The sequence below is a fragment of the Fictibacillus fluitans genome (assembly GCF_030418125.1).
GTDB classification, from domain to species: domain Bacteria; phylum Bacillota; class Bacilli; order Bacillales; family Fictibacillaceae; genus Fictibacillus_C; species Fictibacillus_C fluitans.
The window spans coordinates 1-20,181 of the sequence record NZ_JAUHTR010000015.1; the positions used below are offsets into that span (position 1 = coordinate 1).

A 20,181-nucleotide genomic window follows, 5' to 3' on the forward strand; every position below is an offset into this window, starting at 1 on the left:
GACCGTGCGATAGGCACGGTCTTTTTTTGTCGGATTTGATATCCTAAATCATAAAAAACAAAGGAAAAGGCTAAAAAAACGCCAAAAAGGGGGAACAGTAAGTAATAAGACCAAAAAAGGCATGGCTATACGGAGAAGCCAGCAAGAGGATATCGTTGCGAGGAGCCATGAATGCCAAGCTGTTTGAACACATATCTTTAGACAATAGCAGCAACTGATAAAAATTGGAGGGAACGTTGAAGTGCTTACTTTAATAAAAAATGGTGAAGTTTACAGCCCGAACCACCTGGGCCAAAAGGATATTCTTCTCACGGGCAGCAAGATCGGGTACATCCGGAAACAGATTGATGTTCCGGAGAGCTTTGTTCCGATACAGGAAATCGATGCAACGGATAAACTGATCGTTCCTGGGTTCATTGATTCGCATGTCCATATTACTGGAGGCGGCGGGGAAGGCGGGTTCAGGACACGTACACCTGAACTGATGCTTACGGATGCGACTACAGCAGGAATTACGACGATGGTCGGGCTGCTTGGCACAGACGGAACGACAAGAACATTACAGAACCTTCTGGCCAAAGCGCACGCGCTGGAGGAAGAGGGGATTACAACTTTTATTCATTCAGGCTCGTATCAGCTTCCCGTACGGACGATCACCGGGAAAATAGAAGAGGATATCATCTTTATTGAAAAAATTATCGGTGTTGGTGAAATTGCCATTTCAGACCATCGTTCGTCCGTGCCGACATACGAGGAATTGATCAAAATTGCAACCGCTGCCCGTAATGGCGGCTTATTAACGGGAAAGGCGGGTATTCTGGAGGTTCATATCGGAAGTGGAGAGTCACGGCTGGAGCCGATTGAGGAAATGATTGAACACACGAATATCCCTATTATGCATTTTCATCCCACTCATATAAACCGTACGGAAGAACTTTTTCATGATGGCATCCGTTATGCCAAACGGGGGGGATTTGTCGATTTCACGACGAGCACCATTCCGAGGTTTCTCGAAGAAGGAGAAGTAAAGTGCAGTAAGGGATTGAAAATTATGCTCGATCAGGGAGTGCCGATTGGGAATATTACCTTTTCATCGGATGGACAGGCAAGTCTCCCAATATTTAATGATGATGGAGAGTTCAAAGGCCTTCAGGTTGGGAAAGTGTCCTCACTGTTTGAAGAAGTCCGTGAGGCTGTGTTAAAGGAAGGGGTTTCTCTTGAAGATGCATTGAAAGTAATTACGTGTAACCCCGCACAGGTATTGAAGCTGAAAAACAAAGGATATGTCCATGAAAAGAAAGATGCCGATCTTGTTCTGTTGAATAAAGATACGTTGGAAATTGATACGGTTATCGCCAAAGGCAGGGTAATGGTTAAGAAAGGAATCCCTGTTGTAAAGGGGACTTTCCAATAGAATGTTGAGAGGAGAAAAGGGTTCTGTCGGGAAAGACTGACAGAACCCTTTAATATTTCCCTTACTATTTTATTATTCCCTCGGAAATAATCGAAATTCCACGGAATATTGCCCGGAATGACTTAGTAACACCACGGTGTAGTTCCTGTGGTATGGACATTTGTTTATGCTGTATGGAAAAACTTCTTGCATCTTATTCGAAAACGCGCAATAATAAGAACTAAATTTCAGCGGACAAATTCCAACAGTAGGGGATGTTAACAATGAAAGTAGTAAAGTTCGGCGGTTCATCTTTATCATGTGCGGAACAGATAGAAAAGGTATTTCAAATTGTAGTTTCCGATCCGAATCGAAAGGCTGTGGTGGTGTCAGCACCAGGAAAACGGAATACAGATGACACAAAAGTGACGGATCTTTTAATAGAGTGTGCGGCCTCCTATTTACAGGGTAAAGAAGACAACGAGTCGTTTGAAGCCATTATTGGCAGATATGAAAGCATCGCCCAGGATCTTCAGCTTCCAGGGGAAACAGTGGAAGGCATTCGCAGCAGCCTTCTGAAGCTGTTAAACAGTGACCGCAGCAACCCAAAAAAATATATGGATGCGATAAAGGCGAGCGGGGAAGACAATAATGCCAGGCTCATTGCTGCCTATTTTCAGTTCAAAGGGGTAAATGCACGGTATGTCAATCCAAAAGAGGCGGGACTGCTTGTCACAGATGAACCGGGAAATGCACAGCCCTTGCCTGAAACCTATGAGTCTCTTTACAGGCTGAGAGAACATTCTGGCATTGTGATCTTTCCAGGCTTCTTTGGGTTTAATAGGGAAGGAGAAATTGTAACGTTCTCCCGCAGCGGCTCGGACATTACAGGCTCGATATTGGCCAGCGGGATGAGAGCCGATGTTTATGAGAATTTCACGGACGTGGATGCCGTCTATTCGGTCAATCCAAACATCATTCACCAGCCCAAAGAAATTACAGAGATTACGTACAGAGAAATGCGGGAGCTGTCATATGCTGGCTTTTCTGTGTTTCATGATGAAGCGCTTATGCCTGCCTTCAGAGCGGGGATTCCCGTTAATGTAAAAAATACAAACCAGCCTGATAAGCCCGGAACAATGATTGTGAAGGAGCGAAAGCTTACAAACGGGCCGGTGATCGGAATCGCGAGTGATGATGGTTTTTCAAGCATCTATGTCAGCAAGTATTTATTAAACAGAGAAATCGGATTTGGCCGACGGCTTTTAAATATTCTTGAGGATTTTCATTTGTCTTTTGAACATATGCCGTCAGGGATTGATGATATTTCTATTATTTTAAGGCAGCATCAGCTGAGCGAGTCCGTCGAAGAACAAATTGTTCAGCGGATTAAAGAAGAACTTCATGCCGATGACGTGAAGGTGCAAAGAGACCTTGCGCTGATCATGATGGTTGGCGAAGGAATGAGAGAGTCCGTCGGGACGGCGGCAAGAGCTTCAACCGCATTGGCAAGAGCCGGGGTTAACATTGAGATGATCAACCAGGGATCATCAGAGGTCAGCATGATGTTTGGTGTAAAAGCCGGGGATGAAAGAAAAGCGGTGCAGGCGATGTATGAAGAATTTTTTGCGGGAGTAACAATTTAATAGATTAAAAAAGAACAAAACAGGAGCGTTTTGTTCTTTTTTATGTCCAAAGCTGGGGCTTGGCTACCATGAACCAAAGCATGGAGAGCATCAGCGCCAGATAAATCCAAATCGTTCTTTTCAGCTTGGATGTAAGTTCCGCCCGCTGTTCCTCCGGGTCTTTAAACCTTCGGATCGTGGGAGAAAAGGCCCGTGCCAGAAAATACAGTGAACAAATTAAGATAACAATGGTAGTGAGCAGCCAGGAGGTGGTCCAGGACCGTTTTGTGATCCACACAAGGAGTACGCCGGTAACCACGAGTATGTGACCCGCATGCTTTGCCAGCCGGACGGCAGCCTTAAAGGTATCCAGATATGCTTCCTCATGGCCGGGGCCGGCCACCCTGAGTTTTTTCAGTAAGGGCAGAAGTATGAAAAAGGGACCGACAGACAGGATGACACTGAATATATGAAGATATAGCAAAAAGGGATACGTCAGGTTCATTTAATCCTGTTATTCCTCTTCCACTGCTTTGAATTCATGAACCCATACCTTCATATGAGGAAGCCATGGCATTCCGGGATGAATCGACAGAATGGAATTTTTATAGCCTTCTACATCTTCAAATCCTTCTTGCCGTGCATGCTCATCTGTTAATTCACCCAATGACTGGGAATAAACGTTTTCAACAACAAACTTTTTGCCTTTGAGTTCCATAATCTCTCCCACATCGGCATATCGACCGTTTCGGCGGGTTGCTGTTTTTTGGCCTGCAAGCACTTTTTCCACGTCCTGCGGCTGTGTGACAAGCCGCTCAACACTGCATGTTTTTGGCGGCAGGCTGTTATTTTCGGTCGTTTGATTGGTCATTTTTGTTCCTCCTTATTTTGCACGATCTCTTTTACTCTTCCGACTTGTCCATCCTCTAGACGAACCTTTATTCCATGTGGATGCTGGGCAGAATTGGTCAGAATATCTTTTACTATGCCTCTTGTGAGCTTCCCGGTTCTTTGATCCTTTTTTAAAACGATAAACACATCCAAACCTGGAGTGATATTTTGGCGGCTTTGGCCATTCATAGTGGATGCTCCTTTCCTTCAGCCTTTTTCCTAATAACTTTTGCTGTATATAATAGTATATCACGCCCGAAAAAGAGAAAAAGGTTGAAAAAAATCTATTCTATATTAAAATAAAGCATGGATAAGAGAAAGAACGCTGTTATCCGGAGATTTGCACAACTTGAATGTTTTATAGATAGTCAATCAATTAAATAGTTGGCGGTAATGAACTAGACATAGATGAGCTGGACTTGAGCCAAATAGAAACAGATACCCTCTGTTTCTATTTGGCTTTTTTAATATTGTGAATGAAGGGCGGTTAGAATGGAAAAAACTCAGATAAACAATCTTCAAATCAAGCTTGGGAGTATGATAGGAAAGATGCTCCGGGATCGTTTTGGAAAAGGCCCTGAATCAATTTTTGTTACAATCACCCCTTCGTTTTTTGCTGTGGTAATCAAAAACTTCCTTTCCCCCATGGAGCAGAATCTGCTGATCAAGGGAAAAGAATCGTTTGTTCATCAAGCTCGTGACATTATCATGGATGAGCTTCTGCCCGAAATTAGAGAACAGTTTTATTTGATGACAGGGGTGGAGCTTGCGGGAGAAATTTATTGCGACTGGAACCTACATAAGAAAACCGGATTGCTTCTTGCTGAAATTCCAGGAACAGAGCCGCTTTGGAGCTCTGATCAAGTAGTACAGTCGATAAATTATGTTGTAGACCAGGTCAGTGAAACCGCACAGAAAAGGCCGCTTAACATATCTTCCGTATTCTTATCAAACCGGCTGCTCCTGGTTAAACGTGAAGGAGTCCTTACGCGAATAGAGAGTGCATTGATAGAGGATGGTTTTGTTAAAGAACTGTTAATGACAAAAAAGAAACTGGAAAAGAACCTGATGGAAGCAAAAATAACCAGATTAGAAGAGATACTTGCTAAACGGATTTCGGATATTTTTGTCGAATGGAACTTCTTGCAGGACAAAAGTTATATATTAATTGCTCTATCGTCTAAATAAAGGCATTAAGCAGTTGAAGTTTTATGTATTTCTTACTGGGGAATTAGAAATAATAGCTCACATGCGTCAGGACAAGGATAAAAGAAAGGATGCTTTTATCTTAAAAGAATGTAGGTGTTAGGCCATATGTCTATAGAAGTGCAAATTTCGAGTTACATGGGAAAATTGTTAAGAGATAATTTTGGTAAAGGGCCAGAATCTGCTTTCGTTACCATTGAGCACCCTTTCATATTTATTCATATCCGCAACTTTATCTCGCCAATGGAAAGTGCCCTGCTGAAACAGGGAAAAGAATCTACGGTTGAAGAAACTCGAGAGACCATGCTGTCAGGCCTTCTTCCGGAAATACAAGCCTATATCATGGCTTTAACAGGAACAGAATATGAAAAGTTCTTTTATGACTGGAATACAGCAAATCAGTCCATGATGATAACCGGTGTGGTCAATAAAGAGGAAATGCTTCAATTTGATTACCCTTACAGTAAGAAGGATGAAGTAGAGAAGAAAATCAATGAGATTAGTCATATGGTTCAAAAAACACCTGAGCAAACAGTAACCGGAATGGTCAATGACAGAATACTGGTTTGCCTCAGGGATGGCATCCTCGTTACCATAGAAAAAGAATTGATTCAAAAAGGATATGCAAAGCCATTAAAGGTTACAAAACGAACTCTGGAAAAAAAGTTTTTTATCAACGATGGAATCGATCCAATTCTGGGCAAAAAACTGACAGATGTTTTTTGCGATTGGGATTTTGATACAGATACCGGGTTCCTTGTTTTTTACTTTTCACCAAGATAACAGGCGGAAATGAATAAGAGTCATACATGAGTGGAAAGAAGGCAGTGAAGACTGTTTTTCTTTCCGCTCTTTATTTTTTTGAAAAAGGTTCAAATAATTTCAAAAATTTAGTTGGCGATGTATGATTAAGCTAGTGAAACTTACATATTGTGCTTTTTATAGAAGACGTGGAGGATGATGCACCCTTGAAAGTAATCCGGATTTTAAAGCCATACCGAATACAAATAGCAGTAGCCCTGATATTAATGCTCGTTGAACTGGCGGTTGAGCTCCTGCAGCCGCTCTTGATTGCGAAAGTAATTGATAACGGAATAATGAAAAAGGATCTCGGTGTTGTTATGTTATGGGGGAGCGTGATGATCGGCATTTCGCTCTGTGCCTTTATTGCCGGCATTATTAATTCGTTTTACGCATCCCATGTCAGCCAGAATTATGGATATGATATCCGGAAAACACTTTTTACAAAGATTCAGGCCTTCTCCTTTGCCAACTTCAATTCTTTTCCAACTTCTTCCCTTATTACGAGAATGACCAATGATGTTACACAGCTGCAGAATACTGTCTTCATGAGTCTCAGGGTAATGCTGCGTGCGCCTCTATTGGTAGTGGGCGGACTGGTGATGTCCTTTATTGTGAATCCCGAACTGGCGCTTTTTCTGGCAGTGGCCGTTCCCAATCTGTTTGTCTTCTTACTGTGGGTTTTAAAAAAGGGCGGAACATTGTTCAAGTTTGTTCAGGGCTATCTTGATAAAGTGAACGGCGTGATGCGGGAAAATCTCTCGGGCATCCGCATTATCAAGGCTTTTTTAAGAAGCAGGCATGAGGTAAAGCGTTTTACCAATGCCAATACAAAACTGAAGGATCAGACCGTTTACGCATTGCGGCTCATGGAAGCCACCAATCCGATTTTACTTCTCGTCATGAACATTGCCATTATGTGCGTTCTATGGTTTGGAAGCGAACAGATCAGCACCGGCAGTGCGCAGGTAGGGGATTTAGTGGCGATTATTAATTACAGTACAAGAATTACTTCAACGTTCTCCATCTTTTCCTGGATTATCATGGCGTTTTCGCGTGCAAAGGCTTCAGCCAACCGGCTCACGGATGTGCTGGATACGGAAGTTGACCTTGTGGACCGGTCGGATTCAGAAATCGTCACTCCTGATATTAAGGGAAAAATCGAATTTCAGGATGTGGCTTTCCGTTACCCTGGAACTGAAAAGAAGGTGCTTGAGCATATTTCCTTTACCGCTGAAACCGGGCAGACAGTGGCTGTGATGGGGGCCACGGGGTCAGGAAAGTCTTCGCTGTTTCAGCTCATTCCCCGGCTGTATGATGTAGCGGAAGGAAAGATCCTGCTTGATGGCGCGGATATCAGCTCTATGAAACTGGAATCTCTGAGAAATGCCATTGGTCTTGTTCCGCAAGAGTCGCTGTTATTTACCGGAACAGTAGCGGAAAACATTGCCTGGGGCAAAGAAAATGCAACACCTGATGAAATTGAAACGGCAGCAGAGCATGCCCAGATTGCCGAGACCATTGCCAAACTGCCAGAGCAGTATCGTACCCGGCTGGGGCAAAAAGGAGTAAACCTATCGGGTGGCCAAAAACAGCGTTTATCGATCGCCAGGGCATTGGTACGGCATCCGAAAATCCTTCTTCTGGACGACAGCACAAGTGCGCTGGATTTAAAAACAGAAAGGAAGCTGCTGGAGGCCCTCCATCACTATCCTTCAACCCTGTTGATTATTACGCAAAAGATCGCCACAGCCATGGAAGCTGATAAAATTCTGTTAATTGACAATGGAAAGCTTTTAATTGAAGGGAAACATGAAGACCTGCTGCTGCGTTCAAGGCTTTATCAGGAAATTTTTGAATCCCAGTTTGGAGAGGAGACGTTGAAGCATGCTCAAGGATTTGATTGAGCCGTTCCGCCATAAAGGGGAAGTCGTCCAGGAAGTCTTGGAAAAGGAACCCCAGGTTAATAAAAAAGTAGAAAAAGCAAAGGATTGGCAGGGCACGCTGCGGCAGATCTGGAGCTATCTTGCCAGGGAAAAGGGCCGTCTATGGCTCGTTCTGCTGATGGTTGTGCTCAGTTCTGTATGCGGACTCCTTGGACCATTCATGATCGGGAGGGCGATTGACAACTATATCATCACACGGGACAACAGCGGTCTTTTGCGCCTCTTGGCCGGCTTGCTGGGTGTTTATGTTCTAAACTCAGCATCACTCTGGTTCCAAAACTACTGGATGATTGGAATTGCACAGAATACAGTGTTTTCCATGAGAACCCAGCTGTTTCGCCATCTTCACAGACTTCCGATCCCTTTTTTTGATAAACGTCAGTATGGGGAAATCATGAGCCGGGTTATTAATGATATAGAAAATGTAAGCTCCACGCTGAATTCATCGGTAATCCAGATTATTTCAAGTGTGCTGACACTGTTTGGGACGATTGGATTCATGCTTTGGCTGAGCCCGCTTCTGACTGCCATTACCCTCGTCATTGTGCCGGTCATGTTCTTCGGAATGCGCTGGATTACGAAACGAACGGGGAAACTGTTTAAGATGCAGCAAAGAAACCTGGGAGAACTGAACGGTTATATAGAAGAGACCATTTCCGGACAGCGGATTGTTAAAGCCTTCTCACAGGAAGACCGGGTCATTGCCGAGCTGCTGGAAAAGAATGATAAATTGAAGGAATCGGGTTTCTGGGCCCAAACCTATTCAGGCTTTATTCCCAAGCTGATGAACGTGCTCAATAATATCAGCTTTGCATTAATTGCCGGAGCAGGCGGGCTGCTGGCCCTCAAAGGGGTTGTTACTATTGGGACGATTGTGATTTTTGCCGAGTATTCCCGCCAGTTTACCCGGCCGCTGAACGATTTGTCCAACCAATTTAACACCCTTTTATCTGCCGTAGCAGGCGCCGAGCGGGTATTCGAAATTCTGGACGAAGAGGAAGAAGCAAGGGATGAGGAAGGTAATAAGGAACTCGGAGAAGTAAGGGGCGAAATTGAATTTGTGGATGTTTCCTTCTCCTATGAAGAAGGTGGAAACACGGTCAGCCATATCTCGTTTCATGCTGCGCCCGGTGAAACAGTCGCCCTCGTCGGACCGACGGGTGCCGGAAAGACGACGGTCATCAATTTGCTGTCCCGCTTTTATGATACAGACGGTGGAAGCATCCTGCTGGATGGCCGGGAAATTAAAAGTATCAAACGGGAAGCGCTTCGGGCCCAAATGGGATTTGTTTTACAGGATCCGTTTTTATTTGAAGGAACAATTATGGAAAATATCCGCTATGGACGACTGGACGCACGTGATGAAGAGGTGGTGAAGGCTGCCAAAGAAGCAAATGCTCATTCGTTTATTACGAAACTTCCCAATGGCTATGATACGGCCATCGAACAGGATGGCAGCGGAATCAGCCAGGGGCAGAAGCAGCTGCTCAGTATTGCGAGGGCCATTCTTGCCAACCCGGTTATCCTTGTACTCGACGAAGCAACCAGCAGCATTGACACCATAACGGAAATGAAGATCCAGGAAGCGCTGCAGCGGCTGATGAAAGGCAAGACCAGCTTTATCATCGCGCACAGGCTCAACACCATACAAAAAGCCGATCAAATCCTTGTTCTAAAAGACGGAGGGATTTTGGAAAGAGGCTCGCATCAGCAGCTGCTTAAGGAAAAAGGTTTCTACTCGGAGCTTTATCACAGCCAGCTGCAAAAGGAAATAGGCTAAACAGTTACCCGGTGCTTTGTTTCAGATTAGAAATGAAGTGCCAGGTATTTTTTTGTGAAAAATAAAAAGCAGCCTGTGTTGATTATTTGGCAGGAAGACTCTATAGTTTCTTTGTAATTATGTTTTATAAACGTTCAATTATGAGGTGAGCAAGATGATAGAAAGGTCAGCAGCGGAAATCCAGCAAATACTACAAAATCAAAGAACTTATTTTGCGTCACAGGAAACAAAGGCACTGCCTTTTCGGATGGAGCAGCTGAAAAAACTGAAAACCGGCATCAAGAGGCACGAGCAGGAAGTAATCGATGCTCTGGCGCTTGACTTAGGAAAGTCAGAACTTGAATCGTACACTACAGAAATCGGAATTCTGTATGAAGAAATCAATTTTACAATTAAGCACCTGAAAAGCTGGGTAAAACCAAAGAAAGTAAAAACCGCGTTAACCCATGTTGGCTCAAAAGGCTATGTTATTCCTGAGCCATATGGAGCAGTGCTGGTTGTAGCCCCATGGAACTATCCTTTCCAGCTTGCATTGTCCCCGCTGATCGGCGCGATTGCAGCCGGAAATACCGCTGTCATTAAACCCTCAGAGCTGACACCCAATGTATCGGGGATACTTGCAAACCTGCTTCAGGAGCTTTATCCTCCGTCGTATGTATCTATTATTGAAGGTGGAGTGCAAACAAGCCAGGCCCTTCTTGAAGAACGTTTTGATTATATCTTTTTTACCGGCAGCCCGGCGGTTGGAAAAGTGGTGATGGAGGCAGCTTCAAGGCATCTGACGCCAGTGACTCTGGAGCTGGGCGGAAAGAGCCCGGTGATTGTCCATGAGGATGCCAACATACCGCTTGCTGCAAAAAGAATTGTATTCGGGAAGTTTATGAATGCAGGGCAAACCTGTATCGCCCCCGATTATTTGCTTGTCCACTCAAAAATAAAGGCTCCCCTCATTAAAGCGATGAAGGAAGTCATACAAACCTTTTATGGTTCAGACCCGACAGAAAACCCTGCATATTCAAAAATCGTAAATGAACGGCACTACAACCGGCTGTCCGGCTACCTAAAGGATGGAACGGTCATTTATGGCGGGAAGAGGAATGACAGTAAACAAAAAATCGCACCAACTCTGCTCGACAGTGTAAAACTGGATTCCCCTTTGATGACGGAAGAAATTTTCGGACCAATTTTCCCCGTTTTGGAATACACATCGCTTGAAGAAGCGATTGAGCTGATTCATTCCCGGCCAAAGCCGCTTGCCCTGTACGTGTTTACGCAGGATAAGGACACAGCTGCCGAAGTCACCGGCAGAATTTCCTTTGGAGGAGGCTGCATCAATGACACGCTCATGCACATTGCCACGCCATTTCTTCCGTTCGGTGGTGTAGGTGAAAGCGGAATGGGAAACTACCATGGAAAAGCAAGCTTCGAGACGTTTTCCCACCACAAAAGTGTATTGCAACAAACGAACCGCTTTGACTTCTCCTTTCGTTATCCATCCGCAAAAAATGGATTAAAACTGGTCAAAAAACTGCTGAAATAAAACAAAAGCCGGCAGAGGATGCCGGCATTTCTAACTTTAAAGATTGTTTTCAAAGTTTCTTCACGGATTTATTGTTTCCTTCATTGATCAGTTGATTGCAGTGAAAGGTGCGAGCATCCTGAAACGAAAATCAACCGCTTCCAAAGGCATCGAAGGATATCGATATCGATATCGAATTTATCCTTTAAAAGAATGTCTTAACTTCTGTTTCTGTATGATCACAATTGGTGCACGTGTACTCCAGTTCGAGCGCATCTTCCCGCACCACGTGCATGGTTTCCTGATTACAGCTGCTGCAGTGCCTCTTTACTTTTCCTTCTTCCATTGGTGTGCACTTCCTTCCTTGGACATCTTAAAAATAGTATTCCTCCAACCTCTTGTTATAAAACAAACTTTCGGGTTGTGTCCTGGACTGGCAAAAGAGCCTGCAGAAAGCTAAAACAGTGGTCTACCATTGCCGCTTTTTCTCGATAAAATATTCAATGACCGGAACATCAGGCGGGTTTAGGTTTTCAGGAAGTTCATGAAGTCCAAAGAATGAAAGTTCCTCCACCTCAATCCCGTCAGGATGGGATAAACCTCCATATTTTACACAAACATAGGCAGCTATCACGTTATAAACCTCATCCCCATGAGGATATTTGTAATAGAATTCCTCTCCGGAAAAGATGTGCATGATCTTCAGATCACGAGCAATGTATCCAGTTTCTTCAAGCAGCTCTCTTGCTGCTGCTTCCTCAAGCTGTTCTCCCGGCTCCAGTGCCCCGCCGGGAAGTCCCCAGCATCCATTGTCCTTTCTTTTTTGCAGCAAAATTTCTCCTTTATTATCAAATAAAAGAACACAAGCGCCGGTCATGATGATTGGGCGGCTTCCGATTAGCTTACGCAACTCCATAATATAACCCATTTTCTCAGTCCTCGTTTCTGTATTCTTTCCTAAGATTCCGCGGAATCTTCTAAAATCCTTTTTTGCACTCCTTTTACTGTTTTTGCCTTGCCAATTACTTCCTTCCTGGTACAAAGGGCTTATTTATAGCATAGAATTTCATTTCTGACATTGTCATAGTACAGGTCATAACTTATAATTCTAAATAAGTAAAAAATTCAGACGATATAAATAAGGGGGAATACGTTTGGAGAAGTTTATCGATTTTTTGAACAATAACATTCTGTGGAGCCAGCCGATGATTTACATCTGTTTGGGTGTCGGCCTGCTGTTTTCCATCATCACGCGCTTTTTGCAGGTGAGGCATTTTAAAGACATGATCAAGCTGATGTTTCAGGGGAAAAGCTCTGCTGCTGGTGTTTCTTCCTTTCAGGCACTTTCCATTGCGCTTTCCGGCCGTGTAGGAACGGGGAATATCGCAGGTACAGCGACAGCCATCGGATTTGGTGGTCCCGGAGCGGTGTTCTGGATGTGGGCGATTGCTTTTATTGGAGCGTCTACTGCCTTTATCGAATCGACTCTTGCCCAAATCTACAAAGAAAAACATGAGGGGCAATATCGCGGCGGTCCCGCTTTCTATATTGAAAAAGGGACAGGCTGGAGATGGTATGGTGTACTATTTGCCCTGGCCGCCGTTCTTGCCATGGCGATCCTTATGCCGGGGGTGCAGTCCAATTCTATCGCGTTAGGAATTGAAAATGCGTTTGGAATGAATAAATCGATTACTGGACTTATTATTATTGTTCTTTTGGGTATTATTATTTTTGGCGGAGTCAAACGGATTGCAAATGTTGCTCAATATGTGGTTCCATTTATGGCGATTGGCTATGTAGCCGTTTCATTGATTATCGTCGCAATCAATATCACGGAGCTGCCTTCTGTGTTTGCATTGATTTTCAAAAGTGCATTCGCTGCTGACTCCGTATTCGGCGGAATCGTCGGTATGGCGGTACAATGGGGAGTAAAACGCGGAATTTATTCCAATGAAGCTGGTCAGGGAACAGGTGCCCATCCGGCGGCTGCTGCTGAAGTTTCCCATCCTGCTAAACAAGGATTGGTCCAGGCCTTCTCTGTCTATATTGATACGATTCTTGTATGTTCCGCGACAGCATTCATGATTCTGTTTACAGGAATGTACAATACGCAGGGACCAGATAGTACCTACCTTTATGATAATTTAAAAGGGGTAGAACCAGGGCCAGGGTTTACACAGGCTGCGGTTGAGCAGGTTATCCCAGGATTTGGTGCAGGCTTTGTTGCTGTTTCATTGTTCTTTTTTGCTTTTACAACCATTATGGCATATTACTATATTGCAGAAACGAACGTTACGTACCTGATCCGCGGCCGCGAAAATAAATGGGCGGTTCCGCTGCTGAAAGTGGTTCTTCTTGCGGCAACTTTCTACGGCGCCATCAAGGAAGCGGCTATGGCCTGGAAACTCGGAGATACCGGTCTGGGAATTATGGTGTGGCTGAACCTTATTGCCATTTTAATTCTTGCCAAACCGGCGCTAAAAGCATTAAAAGACTACGAACAACAGAAAAAACAAGGTCTGGATCCTGTCTTTAACTCCCTTAAAGTTGGCATTAAAAATGCTGACTATTGGGAAAAGGAGTACAAGGAACCGGAGAAGGAGCAAGTATCTTAATAAAAAAAACAGGCGATTGCCTGTTTTTTTTTTGCGGAAAAGACGAAATCAATAGTAAAAAAGATTCATTGCATATTTCTGTCAAGACAGATAAACTTTTACTAAAGGTTTATGAAAACGTTTGCACAATGTGATTAAGGGAGGAATTTGGTTGAAAAAAAGTTTTGGCATTCTGATGTCTTTGGTGCTTCTTTTAGGGATTATTCTGGTGCAGCTTCCACAAACAGTTGCTGCAGCAAGCTATCAAAAAGTAGTAGTAAGGGGAAGCCTGTCTCCGCTTGATTGGGGAACAGACAATAATCCGCTGACCCTTCAGCAGGATGGATCATGGAAGAGCAACCCCATTCCGCTGACAGGCGGCAATAAGCTGGAGTTTAAGTATGTAAGAGATGATCAGTGGATGGACGGCAGCAACCTGGAATTCGTACCGCCGCAGACAGGCAGCTATGTGTTTATCTTTCATCCGGAGGACGAAAGAAAAGTAGATATCCAGCTTGTGGAAGGCAAGGGGAAAGTCACGCTTAATGTCACCGTGCCAAATTCTACACCCGACTGGGCGAATGTCACAATTGGGACAAGCCTCAACAAGTTCAATTATTCACTTACCAGTCTGAAAAAGACCGGGGACAAGACCTACAGCATCCAGTTGACCGGGGAGCCAGGACAATCGTTCAGCTACCTGTATGCTCTCGGGGATGCCAAATATAAAGAAGTCAAAAGTGAGCCAAGAAAAGCAACCTTCTCAGAGGCGGGACAAACGGTCAGTGATACAGTGAAAGACTGGAGCGCCGTACCCGTTGCCAAAAGTGTAACACACGATTTTAACTATCAACCCTCTATTCCGGACCATAAGGATAAGGTAACCGTTAAAACCACTGTGGAACATTACGGGCCAATCGACAAAGGCGGAATATACTACACAACTGACGGTTCAACACCTGTGGGCAAACGCGGATTGGCAACGAACGGGCGGTTTGCGCCCATGTATGTAACCTCCAAGGTGAGCCTTGGCAACGGACTGTACAAGTCAGTGCTGACGGGTGTCATTTCAAAGCAAAAAAATGATACACGGGTAAAATACAAGGTTGACGTTTGGGATACAGAAGGCACTGGCTCTCAATTTGCAGACACGAACAGTATTCTGTCTGCAGATGCGACGGAATTTGCCTATTATGTGGATGACTACAAATCCCCTCAATGGGCGAAAAATGCCTCAATCTATCATGTGTTTGTCGACCGTTTCAAGGACGGCAATCCATTGAACAATGAGCCGGTCGACCCTAACCTGTCATACGATGAAAAGCTAAAAAACTGGATGGGCGGGGATCTCCAGGGTGTAAAAGAGAAAATCAGCTATATTAAGAGTCTCGGTGTAAATGCGATCTGGATTTCACCTGTATTCAAGGGTCCGTATTTTCACGGATATCATCCGGCCGACTTTTTGAAAATCGACCCACGCTTCGGAGACAACAAGGTGATGAAAGAAGTTATTAAAGAAGCGCATAAAAACGGGATGAAGGTGGTTTATGACCTCGTTCCCAACCATACCTCCAATCAGCACCCGTTTTTCAAGGATGCTGCAAAAAATGGAACCAAAAGCCCGTATTATAACTGGTACACGTTTACCAACTGGCCGAACGAGTATAAAACGTTTTACGGAGTCACTGAACTGCCTGAACTGAATAATGATAATCCGGCAACACGCAGCTATATGATGAACAAGGTTGTGCCGTTCTGGCTGAAGGATCTTGGCTTTGACGGGTTCCGCCTTGACTACGCCAAAGGGCCGAGCTACAGCTTCTGGGTGGACTTCAGGCATACTGTGAAAAAGCTGAAGCCGAATGCCTTTATCTACGGAGAAGTTTGGGACAGCAGGGAAAAAATCAACACGTACGCGGGCAAGCTGGACGGGGCGCTTGACTTCCCGATGCAGACTGCATTGCTTGATGTATTTGCCAAAGGCCAGTCGATGCAAGAGCTTAGTGACGCGATCCGTTTGAATCAGGAAACCTATGATCCTCAGTATGTGATGGGAACCTTCCTGGATAATCATGACATGCCGCGCTTTTTATTCGAGTCCAAAGGAGATGTAAACAAACTGAAGCAAGCAGCAGCGGCACAGTTTACACTTCCGGGAGCACCCATCATTTACTATGGTACAGAAGTCGGTCTTTCTCAAAGTAAAGACCAGACCACAGTCGATGAATATCAGGACCGCTATTACCGTGAACCAATGCCTTGGAATAAAGCGAAGCAAAATCTCGAGCTGAAAAAGTATTACAAAAAATTGATCAAGCTCCGAAATGATGAGCCTGCGCTTCGTACAGGCAAAATCAAAGAATGGTATTCCGATGATCAAGTGCTGGTCTATGAAAGAAGCAACAAACATGACCGTTTCCTCGTTGTTCTGAACAACGGAAGTGCCGAAAACATCACGCTGCAAAAGTCTTCGGATAAAGGCCATGAAGTAGTGTTGAAAAATGTATGGGACAAGAAAGATGTAATACACCCAGGAAAGAAAGATGATCTGAAGATTTCTTCCAAAGCAGGCGGTGTTCAGATCTACGAAATGGTGAAAGGCAAGAAGTACAGTAAGAAAAAAGCTTCCTGACCAGAAATGAAGGCCGATCCTCCAATTTAGGAGGGCCGGCTTTTTTTGCTTTTGGGGATATTTGCCACAAAAGGTCGATTTTTTCGGGTGGCGGCAGGGGAAGTTCATTTCTTGTCGTAATAAAATAAGAAAACTAAATTCGTCAGGAGACAGGCTGATGCTGACAGAAAAACTCCTTTTACACGTGTTGATGGTACTCGCCCCCGTTTTAAGTTACGGCTTCTTTTTTGAAAAAAAGCAGTTTTCCTCGTCTCCTTATCTTTGGGGAGCACTGCAAAGCATTTGTGCGGCTTTTTGTATGATCTTCGCGTATGAGGAAGGGGGCCTTTATTGGGATTTGCGTTATGTAGCGTTGATCCTTGCCTATTTATACGGAGGTAAAGTTTCAGGAGGGATGGTTTTAGTAACCATTCTCGTTTGCCGTACAGCTCTTGGCGGAGAAGCTTTGTTATTTGCTTTGGCAGGAATAATATTGGCTGCCTTGATTCCTTTTTGGTTTAGTAGTACTTTCAGGAACTACCCTCCATACAAACGGGTGAAGATAGCCATGCTGGTGGGTGTATGGCCGACTGTTGTACAAATCTTTATCCTTTTGTCCTACACCGCGTATTCGGGTGAAATCAACAGCATGATGATGGATTCGGTCTATCGTGTGCTGTCCTTTGGCATTATTGGCGTCCTCGGGGTGGGGACGGCGGCCCGTCTGAATGAATTAATTATTGAACGTACTCTTATGAAGCGGGAGATTGAGAAGGCCGAAAAGCTGAACACCATGGGTGAGCTGGCAGCCTCAATCGCTCATGAAGTAAGAAACCCGCTTACAGTTGTGAAAGGTTTTCTTCAGCTTATGCAAAAAGACGACAAGGATCATCATTTTTCTTATATTCCCCTTGTGTTAAGCGAGCTGGGAAGGGCAGAGGTGATTATTAATGATTATTTGAATTTCGCCAAACCCGAGTTTAAGAAGCTTGTGCGTTTCTCTTTATCTCAAATTCTTTCAGAGGTATGCATGCTTTTGAATGCCCTGGCAGTAAAGCAGGGAGTGGAGCTGAAATGGGAAGGGACGGAAGAGGCTTTCCTCTTTACTGACCGGAACCAGCTGAAACAGGCACTCGTTAACGTGATAAAAAATGCGATTGAGGCCACTCCCGGCGGAGGAACCGTTACCGTGTCACTCTCTTTATCCGGCGACCGGGCGGTTGTTTCAGTTGCTGATACAGGAAAAGGCATGACACCCGAACAGCTGTCACGCATCGGTACTCTGTTTTATACAACAAAAGAGAAAGGGACAGGGCTTGGAACCACGGTTTCAGTTAAAATTATTGAGTCCATGCAGGGGAAGATCTCGTTCAAAAGCGAAACCGGAAAGGGAACTGAAGTCACTCTCAGTCTTCCGCTCCACAAAAAGATGAATATCAATTAATAATCGTTATATTCTGTTAAACTGTTCATAAGAGAACTTATGGAATGGTGATAACATGCCGGACATTGTAAAAGTCTCCGTTCGGGGACTGGTCGAATATGTGTACAGAAGCGGCAGTATCGACTCCCGCTTCCGCTCGGTGAGCACGATGACCGAGGGCACAAAAGCGCATCAAAAAATACAAAAAACTTATGCCGACAATGATCAAAAAGAAGTGTTTGTCCAGACTGAGGTGGTACGGGATCAGCTTGCATTCGTTATCGAAGGGCGCTGTGACGGACTGCTCTTTTCCGAGGGCAATGTCACCGTAGAAGAAATCAAGTCCACGTCCCGTGATTTGCAATGGATTGAAGAAGATACCTATCCTGTCCATTGGGCACAGGCCAAGGTGTATGCGTGTATCTATGCTGCTGACCATGACCTGGATTCGATGGATGTGCAGCTCACCTATATGCAGGTGGAAACAGAGGAAAAGAAGCGATTTAAAAAGACTTTTACTCAAAGCGAGCTGTCTGATTTTTTAACCGAAACGGTGGACAAGTATGTCCCTTATGCGCAGCTGATGGTTCACCACCGCCAGGAGCGTGACCGGAGCATCAGGGAGCTGCCGTTTCCGTTTGACACCTACCGGGAAGGGCAGCGGAAACTGGCCGGAGCCGTCTACACAACGATTATGGAGGAGAAAAACCTGTTTGCCCAGGCGCCCACAGGCATTGGGAAAACAATGTCCACCATGTTTCCGGCTGTAAAAGCAATCGGTGAAAATCTTCTGCAGCGCTTTTTTTATCTCACGGCTAAAACCATTACAAGAGAGGCGGCCGAAGAAGCGCTAATGCTTATGCAAAAAAAGGGGCTTCAACTGCATACCGTCACACTGACTGCCAAGGAAAAAATGTGCTTGAAGGATAAAACCATCTGCCAGAAGGATTATTGTGAATTTGCAGAAGGCTATTATGACCGCGTAAACGGGGCCGTTTTGGATATTCTGGCCAATGAGACGGTTATTCACCGCAGTGTGATCCAGAAATATGCGCTTAAGCACAGGCTCTGTCCGTTTGAGTTTTCACTCGACCTTGCCTATGGAGCTGATGCGGTGATCTGCGACTACAACTATGTGTTTGATCCGAGGGTATCGCTCAAACGGTTCTTTGAGGAACAGAAAAAACAGAGCGCTCTGCTTATAGATGAGGCACATAATCTTGTTGACCGCGGCCGCTCCATGTTTTCGGCAGAACTGTACAAATCAGCGTTTCTTCAGGTATCCAGAGAATTTAAGGGAAGAAACAGTGAGCTGCAAAAAGCGGCCAAGGCTGTTAATGATTTTGGTCTGGCTTTGAAAAAACAATGTGGTGAAGAAAGAAGTTTGGTAAAGGAAGAGATGCCCGAAGAGCTTATTGAACTTCTGGAACATTTTGTTGTAACGGCTGAAAGCGAACTGCTTCGCCAGGAAGAGGGAGAAAGCCAGCAGCTTCTTCTTGATACGTATTTTACCGCGCAAAGCTTTATCCGCATTTCCAAACTGTATGATGAACGGTATGTCACCTATGTGGAATATGTGAGGAGCGAGGTGAAGATCAAGATGTTCTGTCTTGATCCGTCAGTGCTGCTTCAGCAGATGAGCAAAGGCTACCGTTCAAGCATCTATTTTTCGGCCACGTTCACACCAATTGATTATTACAAGGATATGATCGGTTTTCGGGAAGACGATTATGCCCTGGCGATTCCATCTCCTTTTGACCCTGAGCAGCTGGAGGTTTATATCCAGCCGTTGTCCACCCGGTACAGGGACAGGGAAAGTACGAAAGAGCCGATTGCAGAGATGATTGCCAGCGTGACCGGAAAAAACAAAGGAAATTTTCTTGTGTTTTTCCCTTCCTATCAATATATGAATGACGTTTATGAACAGTTTCAGAATCTTGATGTGGCTGAGCAGTCCATCGTACAGTCCCCCGGCATGACAGAGGAAGAGCGGGAAGGCTTTCTACAATCCTTTCAAGCAGGCACAGACGGAACACTGGTCGGCTTTGCCGTGATGGGCGGCATCTTTTCAGAAGGAGTCGATCTTGTCGGCGACCGTTTAAACGGTGTCATTGTGGTTGGAGTCGGGCTTCCTCAGCTAGGGCTTGAGAGGAATATTATAAAAGACTATTTTTCTTCGCGGAGGAAGAATGGCTATAATTATTCCTATGTGTTTCCAGGCATCAATAAAGTGCTGCAAGCCGGCGGCAGGCTGATCCGTTCGGAGAGCGACCATGGGGTCATCGTGCTTGTCGACGACCGGTTTTTAACCAGGCAGTATCAGTCGCTCCTGCCTATTGAGTGGAAACATTTCACCGTCATATAAAAAGGAAAAGCAGCAGCACAGCGGGAA

The 20,181-nt window shown here is 44.8% G+C and carries 16 protein-coding genes; 11 read left to right on the forward strand and 5 right to left on the reverse strand.

Translation table 11 applies throughout. The annotated features are described in order from the left end of the window. Positions 1-241 precede the first annotated feature (241 nt). A complete protein-coding gene (gene iadA, locus QYB97_RS20260; protein ID WP_301167847.1) occupies positions 242-1,414 on the forward strand; it encodes a beta-aspartyl-peptidase in 1,173 nt (390 codons plus the stop codon). 263 nt (positions 1,415-1,677) lie between these two features. Further along, positions 1,678-3,039: an aspartate kinase gene (locus tag QYB97_RS20265; RefSeq protein ID WP_301167848.1), complete on the forward strand. Its 1,362-nt coding sequence runs from the start codon at positions 1,678-1,680 to the stop codon at positions 3,037-3,039. A gap of 40 nt (positions 3,040-3,079) precedes the next feature. On the opposite strand, the gene QYB97_RS20270 is transcribed toward QYB97_RS20265, so the two are convergent. From QYB97_RS20270 to QYB97_RS20280, 3 genes are read right to left on the reverse strand one after another with little or no spacing between them, the layout of a single operon-like run. Beyond that, complete coding sequence (locus QYB97_RS20270; RefSeq protein ID WP_301167849.1) at positions 3,080-3,523, reverse strand: hypothetical protein; 444 nt, start codon at positions 3,521-3,523, stop codon at positions 3,080-3,082. 9 nt (positions 3,524-3,532) lie between these two features. Continuing rightward, a complete protein-coding gene (locus tag QYB97_RS20275; RefSeq protein WP_301167850.1) occupies positions 3,533-3,889 on the reverse strand; it encodes an ASCH domain-containing protein in 357 nt (118 codons plus the stop codon). Next, positions 3,886-4,098 carry a YwbE family protein gene (locus tag QYB97_RS20280; RefSeq protein WP_301167851.1) on the reverse strand — a complete coding sequence of 71 codons (213 nt, stop codon included), beginning with the start codon at positions 4,096-4,098 and terminating at the stop codon, positions 3,886-3,888. The genes QYB97_RS20275 and QYB97_RS20280 overlap by 4 nt, the downstream gene beginning before the upstream one ends. A gap of 303 nt (positions 4,099-4,401) precedes the next feature. Between QYB97_RS20280 and QYB97_RS20285 the strand changes: the two genes are divergently transcribed. The 5 genes from QYB97_RS20285 to QYB97_RS20305 all read left to right on the forward strand — a co-directional run bounded on the left by QYB97_RS20285 (position 4,402) and on the right by QYB97_RS20305 (position 11,182). Further along, on the forward strand, positions 4,402-5,097 hold the full coding sequence (locus tag QYB97_RS20285) for a Na-translocating system protein MpsC family protein (RefSeq protein WP_301167852.1): 696 nt from the start codon (positions 4,402-4,404) through the stop codon (positions 5,095-5,097). A 126-nt stretch (positions 5,098-5,223) separates the two neighbouring features. Further along, entirely contained in the window at positions 5,224-5,898 is a 675-nt protein-coding gene (locus QYB97_RS20290) for a Na-translocating system protein MpsC family protein (RefSeq protein WP_301167853.1), read from the forward strand. Positions 5,899-6,083: 185 nt separating this feature from the next. Continuing rightward, on the forward strand, positions 6,084-7,823 hold the full coding sequence (locus tag QYB97_RS20295; RefSeq protein WP_301167854.1) for an ABC transporter ATP-binding protein: 1,740 nt from the start codon (positions 6,084-6,086) through the stop codon (positions 7,821-7,823). Next, positions 7,804-9,642 carry an ABC transporter ATP-binding protein gene (locus QYB97_RS20300; protein WP_301167855.1) on the forward strand — a complete coding sequence of 613 codons (1,839 nt, stop codon included), beginning with the start codon at positions 7,804-7,806 and terminating at the stop codon, positions 9,640-9,642. The genes QYB97_RS20295 and QYB97_RS20300 overlap by 20 nt, the downstream gene beginning before the upstream one ends. A gap of 154 nt (positions 9,643-9,796) precedes the next feature. Continuing rightward, the gene (locus QYB97_RS20305; RefSeq protein ID WP_301167856.1) at positions 9,797-11,182 is read left to right on the forward strand and encodes an aldehyde dehydrogenase; all 1,386 of its coding nucleotides are present in this window, start codon (positions 9,797-9,799) and stop codon (positions 11,180-11,182) included. Positions 11,183-11,366: 184 nt separating this feature from the next. Here QYB97_RS20305 and QYB97_RS20310 read toward each other — a convergent pair whose 3' ends face one another. Beyond that, entirely contained in the window at positions 11,367-11,507 is a 141-nt protein-coding gene (locus tag QYB97_RS20310) for a hypothetical protein (protein ID WP_301167857.1), read from the reverse strand. A 123-nt stretch (positions 11,508-11,630) separates the two neighbouring features. Beyond that, a complete protein-coding gene (locus tag QYB97_RS20315; RefSeq protein WP_301167858.1) occupies positions 11,631-12,089 on the reverse strand; it encodes an NUDIX hydrolase in 459 nt (152 codons plus the stop codon). 277 nt (positions 12,090-12,366) lie between these two features. On the opposite strand from QYB97_RS20315, the gene QYB97_RS20320 reads away from it, so the two are divergent. The 4 genes from QYB97_RS20320 to QYB97_RS20335 all read left to right on the forward strand — a co-directional run bounded on the left by QYB97_RS20320 (position 12,367) and on the right by QYB97_RS20335 (position 20,154). Beyond that, a complete protein-coding gene (locus QYB97_RS20320) occupies positions 12,367-13,776 on the forward strand; it encodes an alanine/glycine:cation symporter family protein (protein WP_301167935.1) in 1,410 nt (469 codons plus the stop codon). A gap of 151 nt (positions 13,777-13,927) precedes the next feature. Next, the gene (locus tag QYB97_RS20325; RefSeq protein WP_301167859.1) at positions 13,928-16,387 is read left to right on the forward strand and encodes an alpha-amylase family glycosyl hydrolase; all 2,460 of its coding nucleotides are present in this window, start codon (positions 13,928-13,930) and stop codon (positions 16,385-16,387) included. Between the two features lie 157 nt (positions 16,388-16,544). Beyond that, positions 16,545-17,810 (forward strand): sensor histidine kinase, encoded by a 1,266-nt coding sequence (locus tag QYB97_RS20330; RefSeq protein WP_301167860.1) that lies wholly within the window; start codon positions 16,545-16,547, stop codon positions 17,808-17,810. Positions 17,811-17,865: 55 nt separating this feature from the next. Further along, positions 17,866-20,154, forward strand: coding sequence for an ATP-dependent DNA helicase (locus QYB97_RS20335; RefSeq protein ID WP_301167861.1), 2,289 nt, complete (start codon positions 17,866-17,868; stop codon positions 20,152-20,154). The last annotated feature ends 27 nt before the right edge of the window (positions 20,155-20,181 follow it).

Coding starts and splice junctions, on each gene's coding strand:
- QYB97_RS20290 (WP_301167853.1), top strand. CDS start 5,224: ATGTCTATAGAAGTGCAAATTTCGAGTTACATGGGAAAATTGTTAAGA.
- QYB97_RS20315 (WP_301167858.1), bottom strand. CDS start 12,089: ATGGGTTATATTATGGAGTTGCGTAAGCTAATCGGAAGCCGCCCAATC.
- QYB97_RS20320 (WP_301167935.1), top strand. CDS start 12,367: ATGATTTACATCTGTTTGGGTGTCGGCCTGCTGTTTTCCATCATCACG.
- QYB97_RS20285 (WP_301167852.1), top strand. CDS start 4,402: ATGGAAAAAACTCAGATAAACAATCTTCAAATCAAGCTTGGGAGTATG.
- QYB97_RS20330 (WP_301167860.1), top strand. CDS start 16,545: ATGCTGACAGAAAAACTCCTTTTACACGTGTTGATGGTACTCGCCCCC.
- QYB97_RS20335 (WP_301167861.1), top strand. CDS start 17,866: ATGCCGGACATTGTAAAAGTCTCCGTTCGGGGACTGGTCGAATATGTG.
- QYB97_RS20300 (WP_301167855.1), top strand. CDS start 7,804: ATGCTCAAGGATTTGATTGAGCCGTTCCGCCATAAAGGGGAAGTCGTC.
- QYB97_RS20265 (WP_301167848.1), top strand. CDS start 1,678: ATGAAAGTAGTAAAGTTCGGCGGTTCATCTTTATCATGTGCGGAACAG.
- QYB97_RS20280 (WP_301167851.1), bottom strand. CDS start 4,098: ATGAATGGCCAAAGCCGCCAAAATATCACTCCAGGTTTGGATGTGTTT.
- QYB97_RS20305 (WP_301167856.1), top strand. CDS start 9,797: ATGATAGAAAGGTCAGCAGCGGAAATCCAGCAAATACTACAAAATCAA.
- QYB97_RS20275 (WP_301167850.1), bottom strand. CDS start 3,889: ATGACCAATCAAACGACCGAAAATAACAGCCTGCCGCCAAAAACATGC.
- QYB97_RS20310 (WP_301167857.1), bottom strand. CDS start 11,507: ATGGAAGAAGGAAAAGTAAAGAGGCACTGCAGCAGCTGTAATCAGGAA.
- QYB97_RS20270 (WP_301167849.1), bottom strand. CDS start 3,523: ATGAACCTGACGTATCCCTTTTTGCTATATCTTCATATATTCAGTGTC.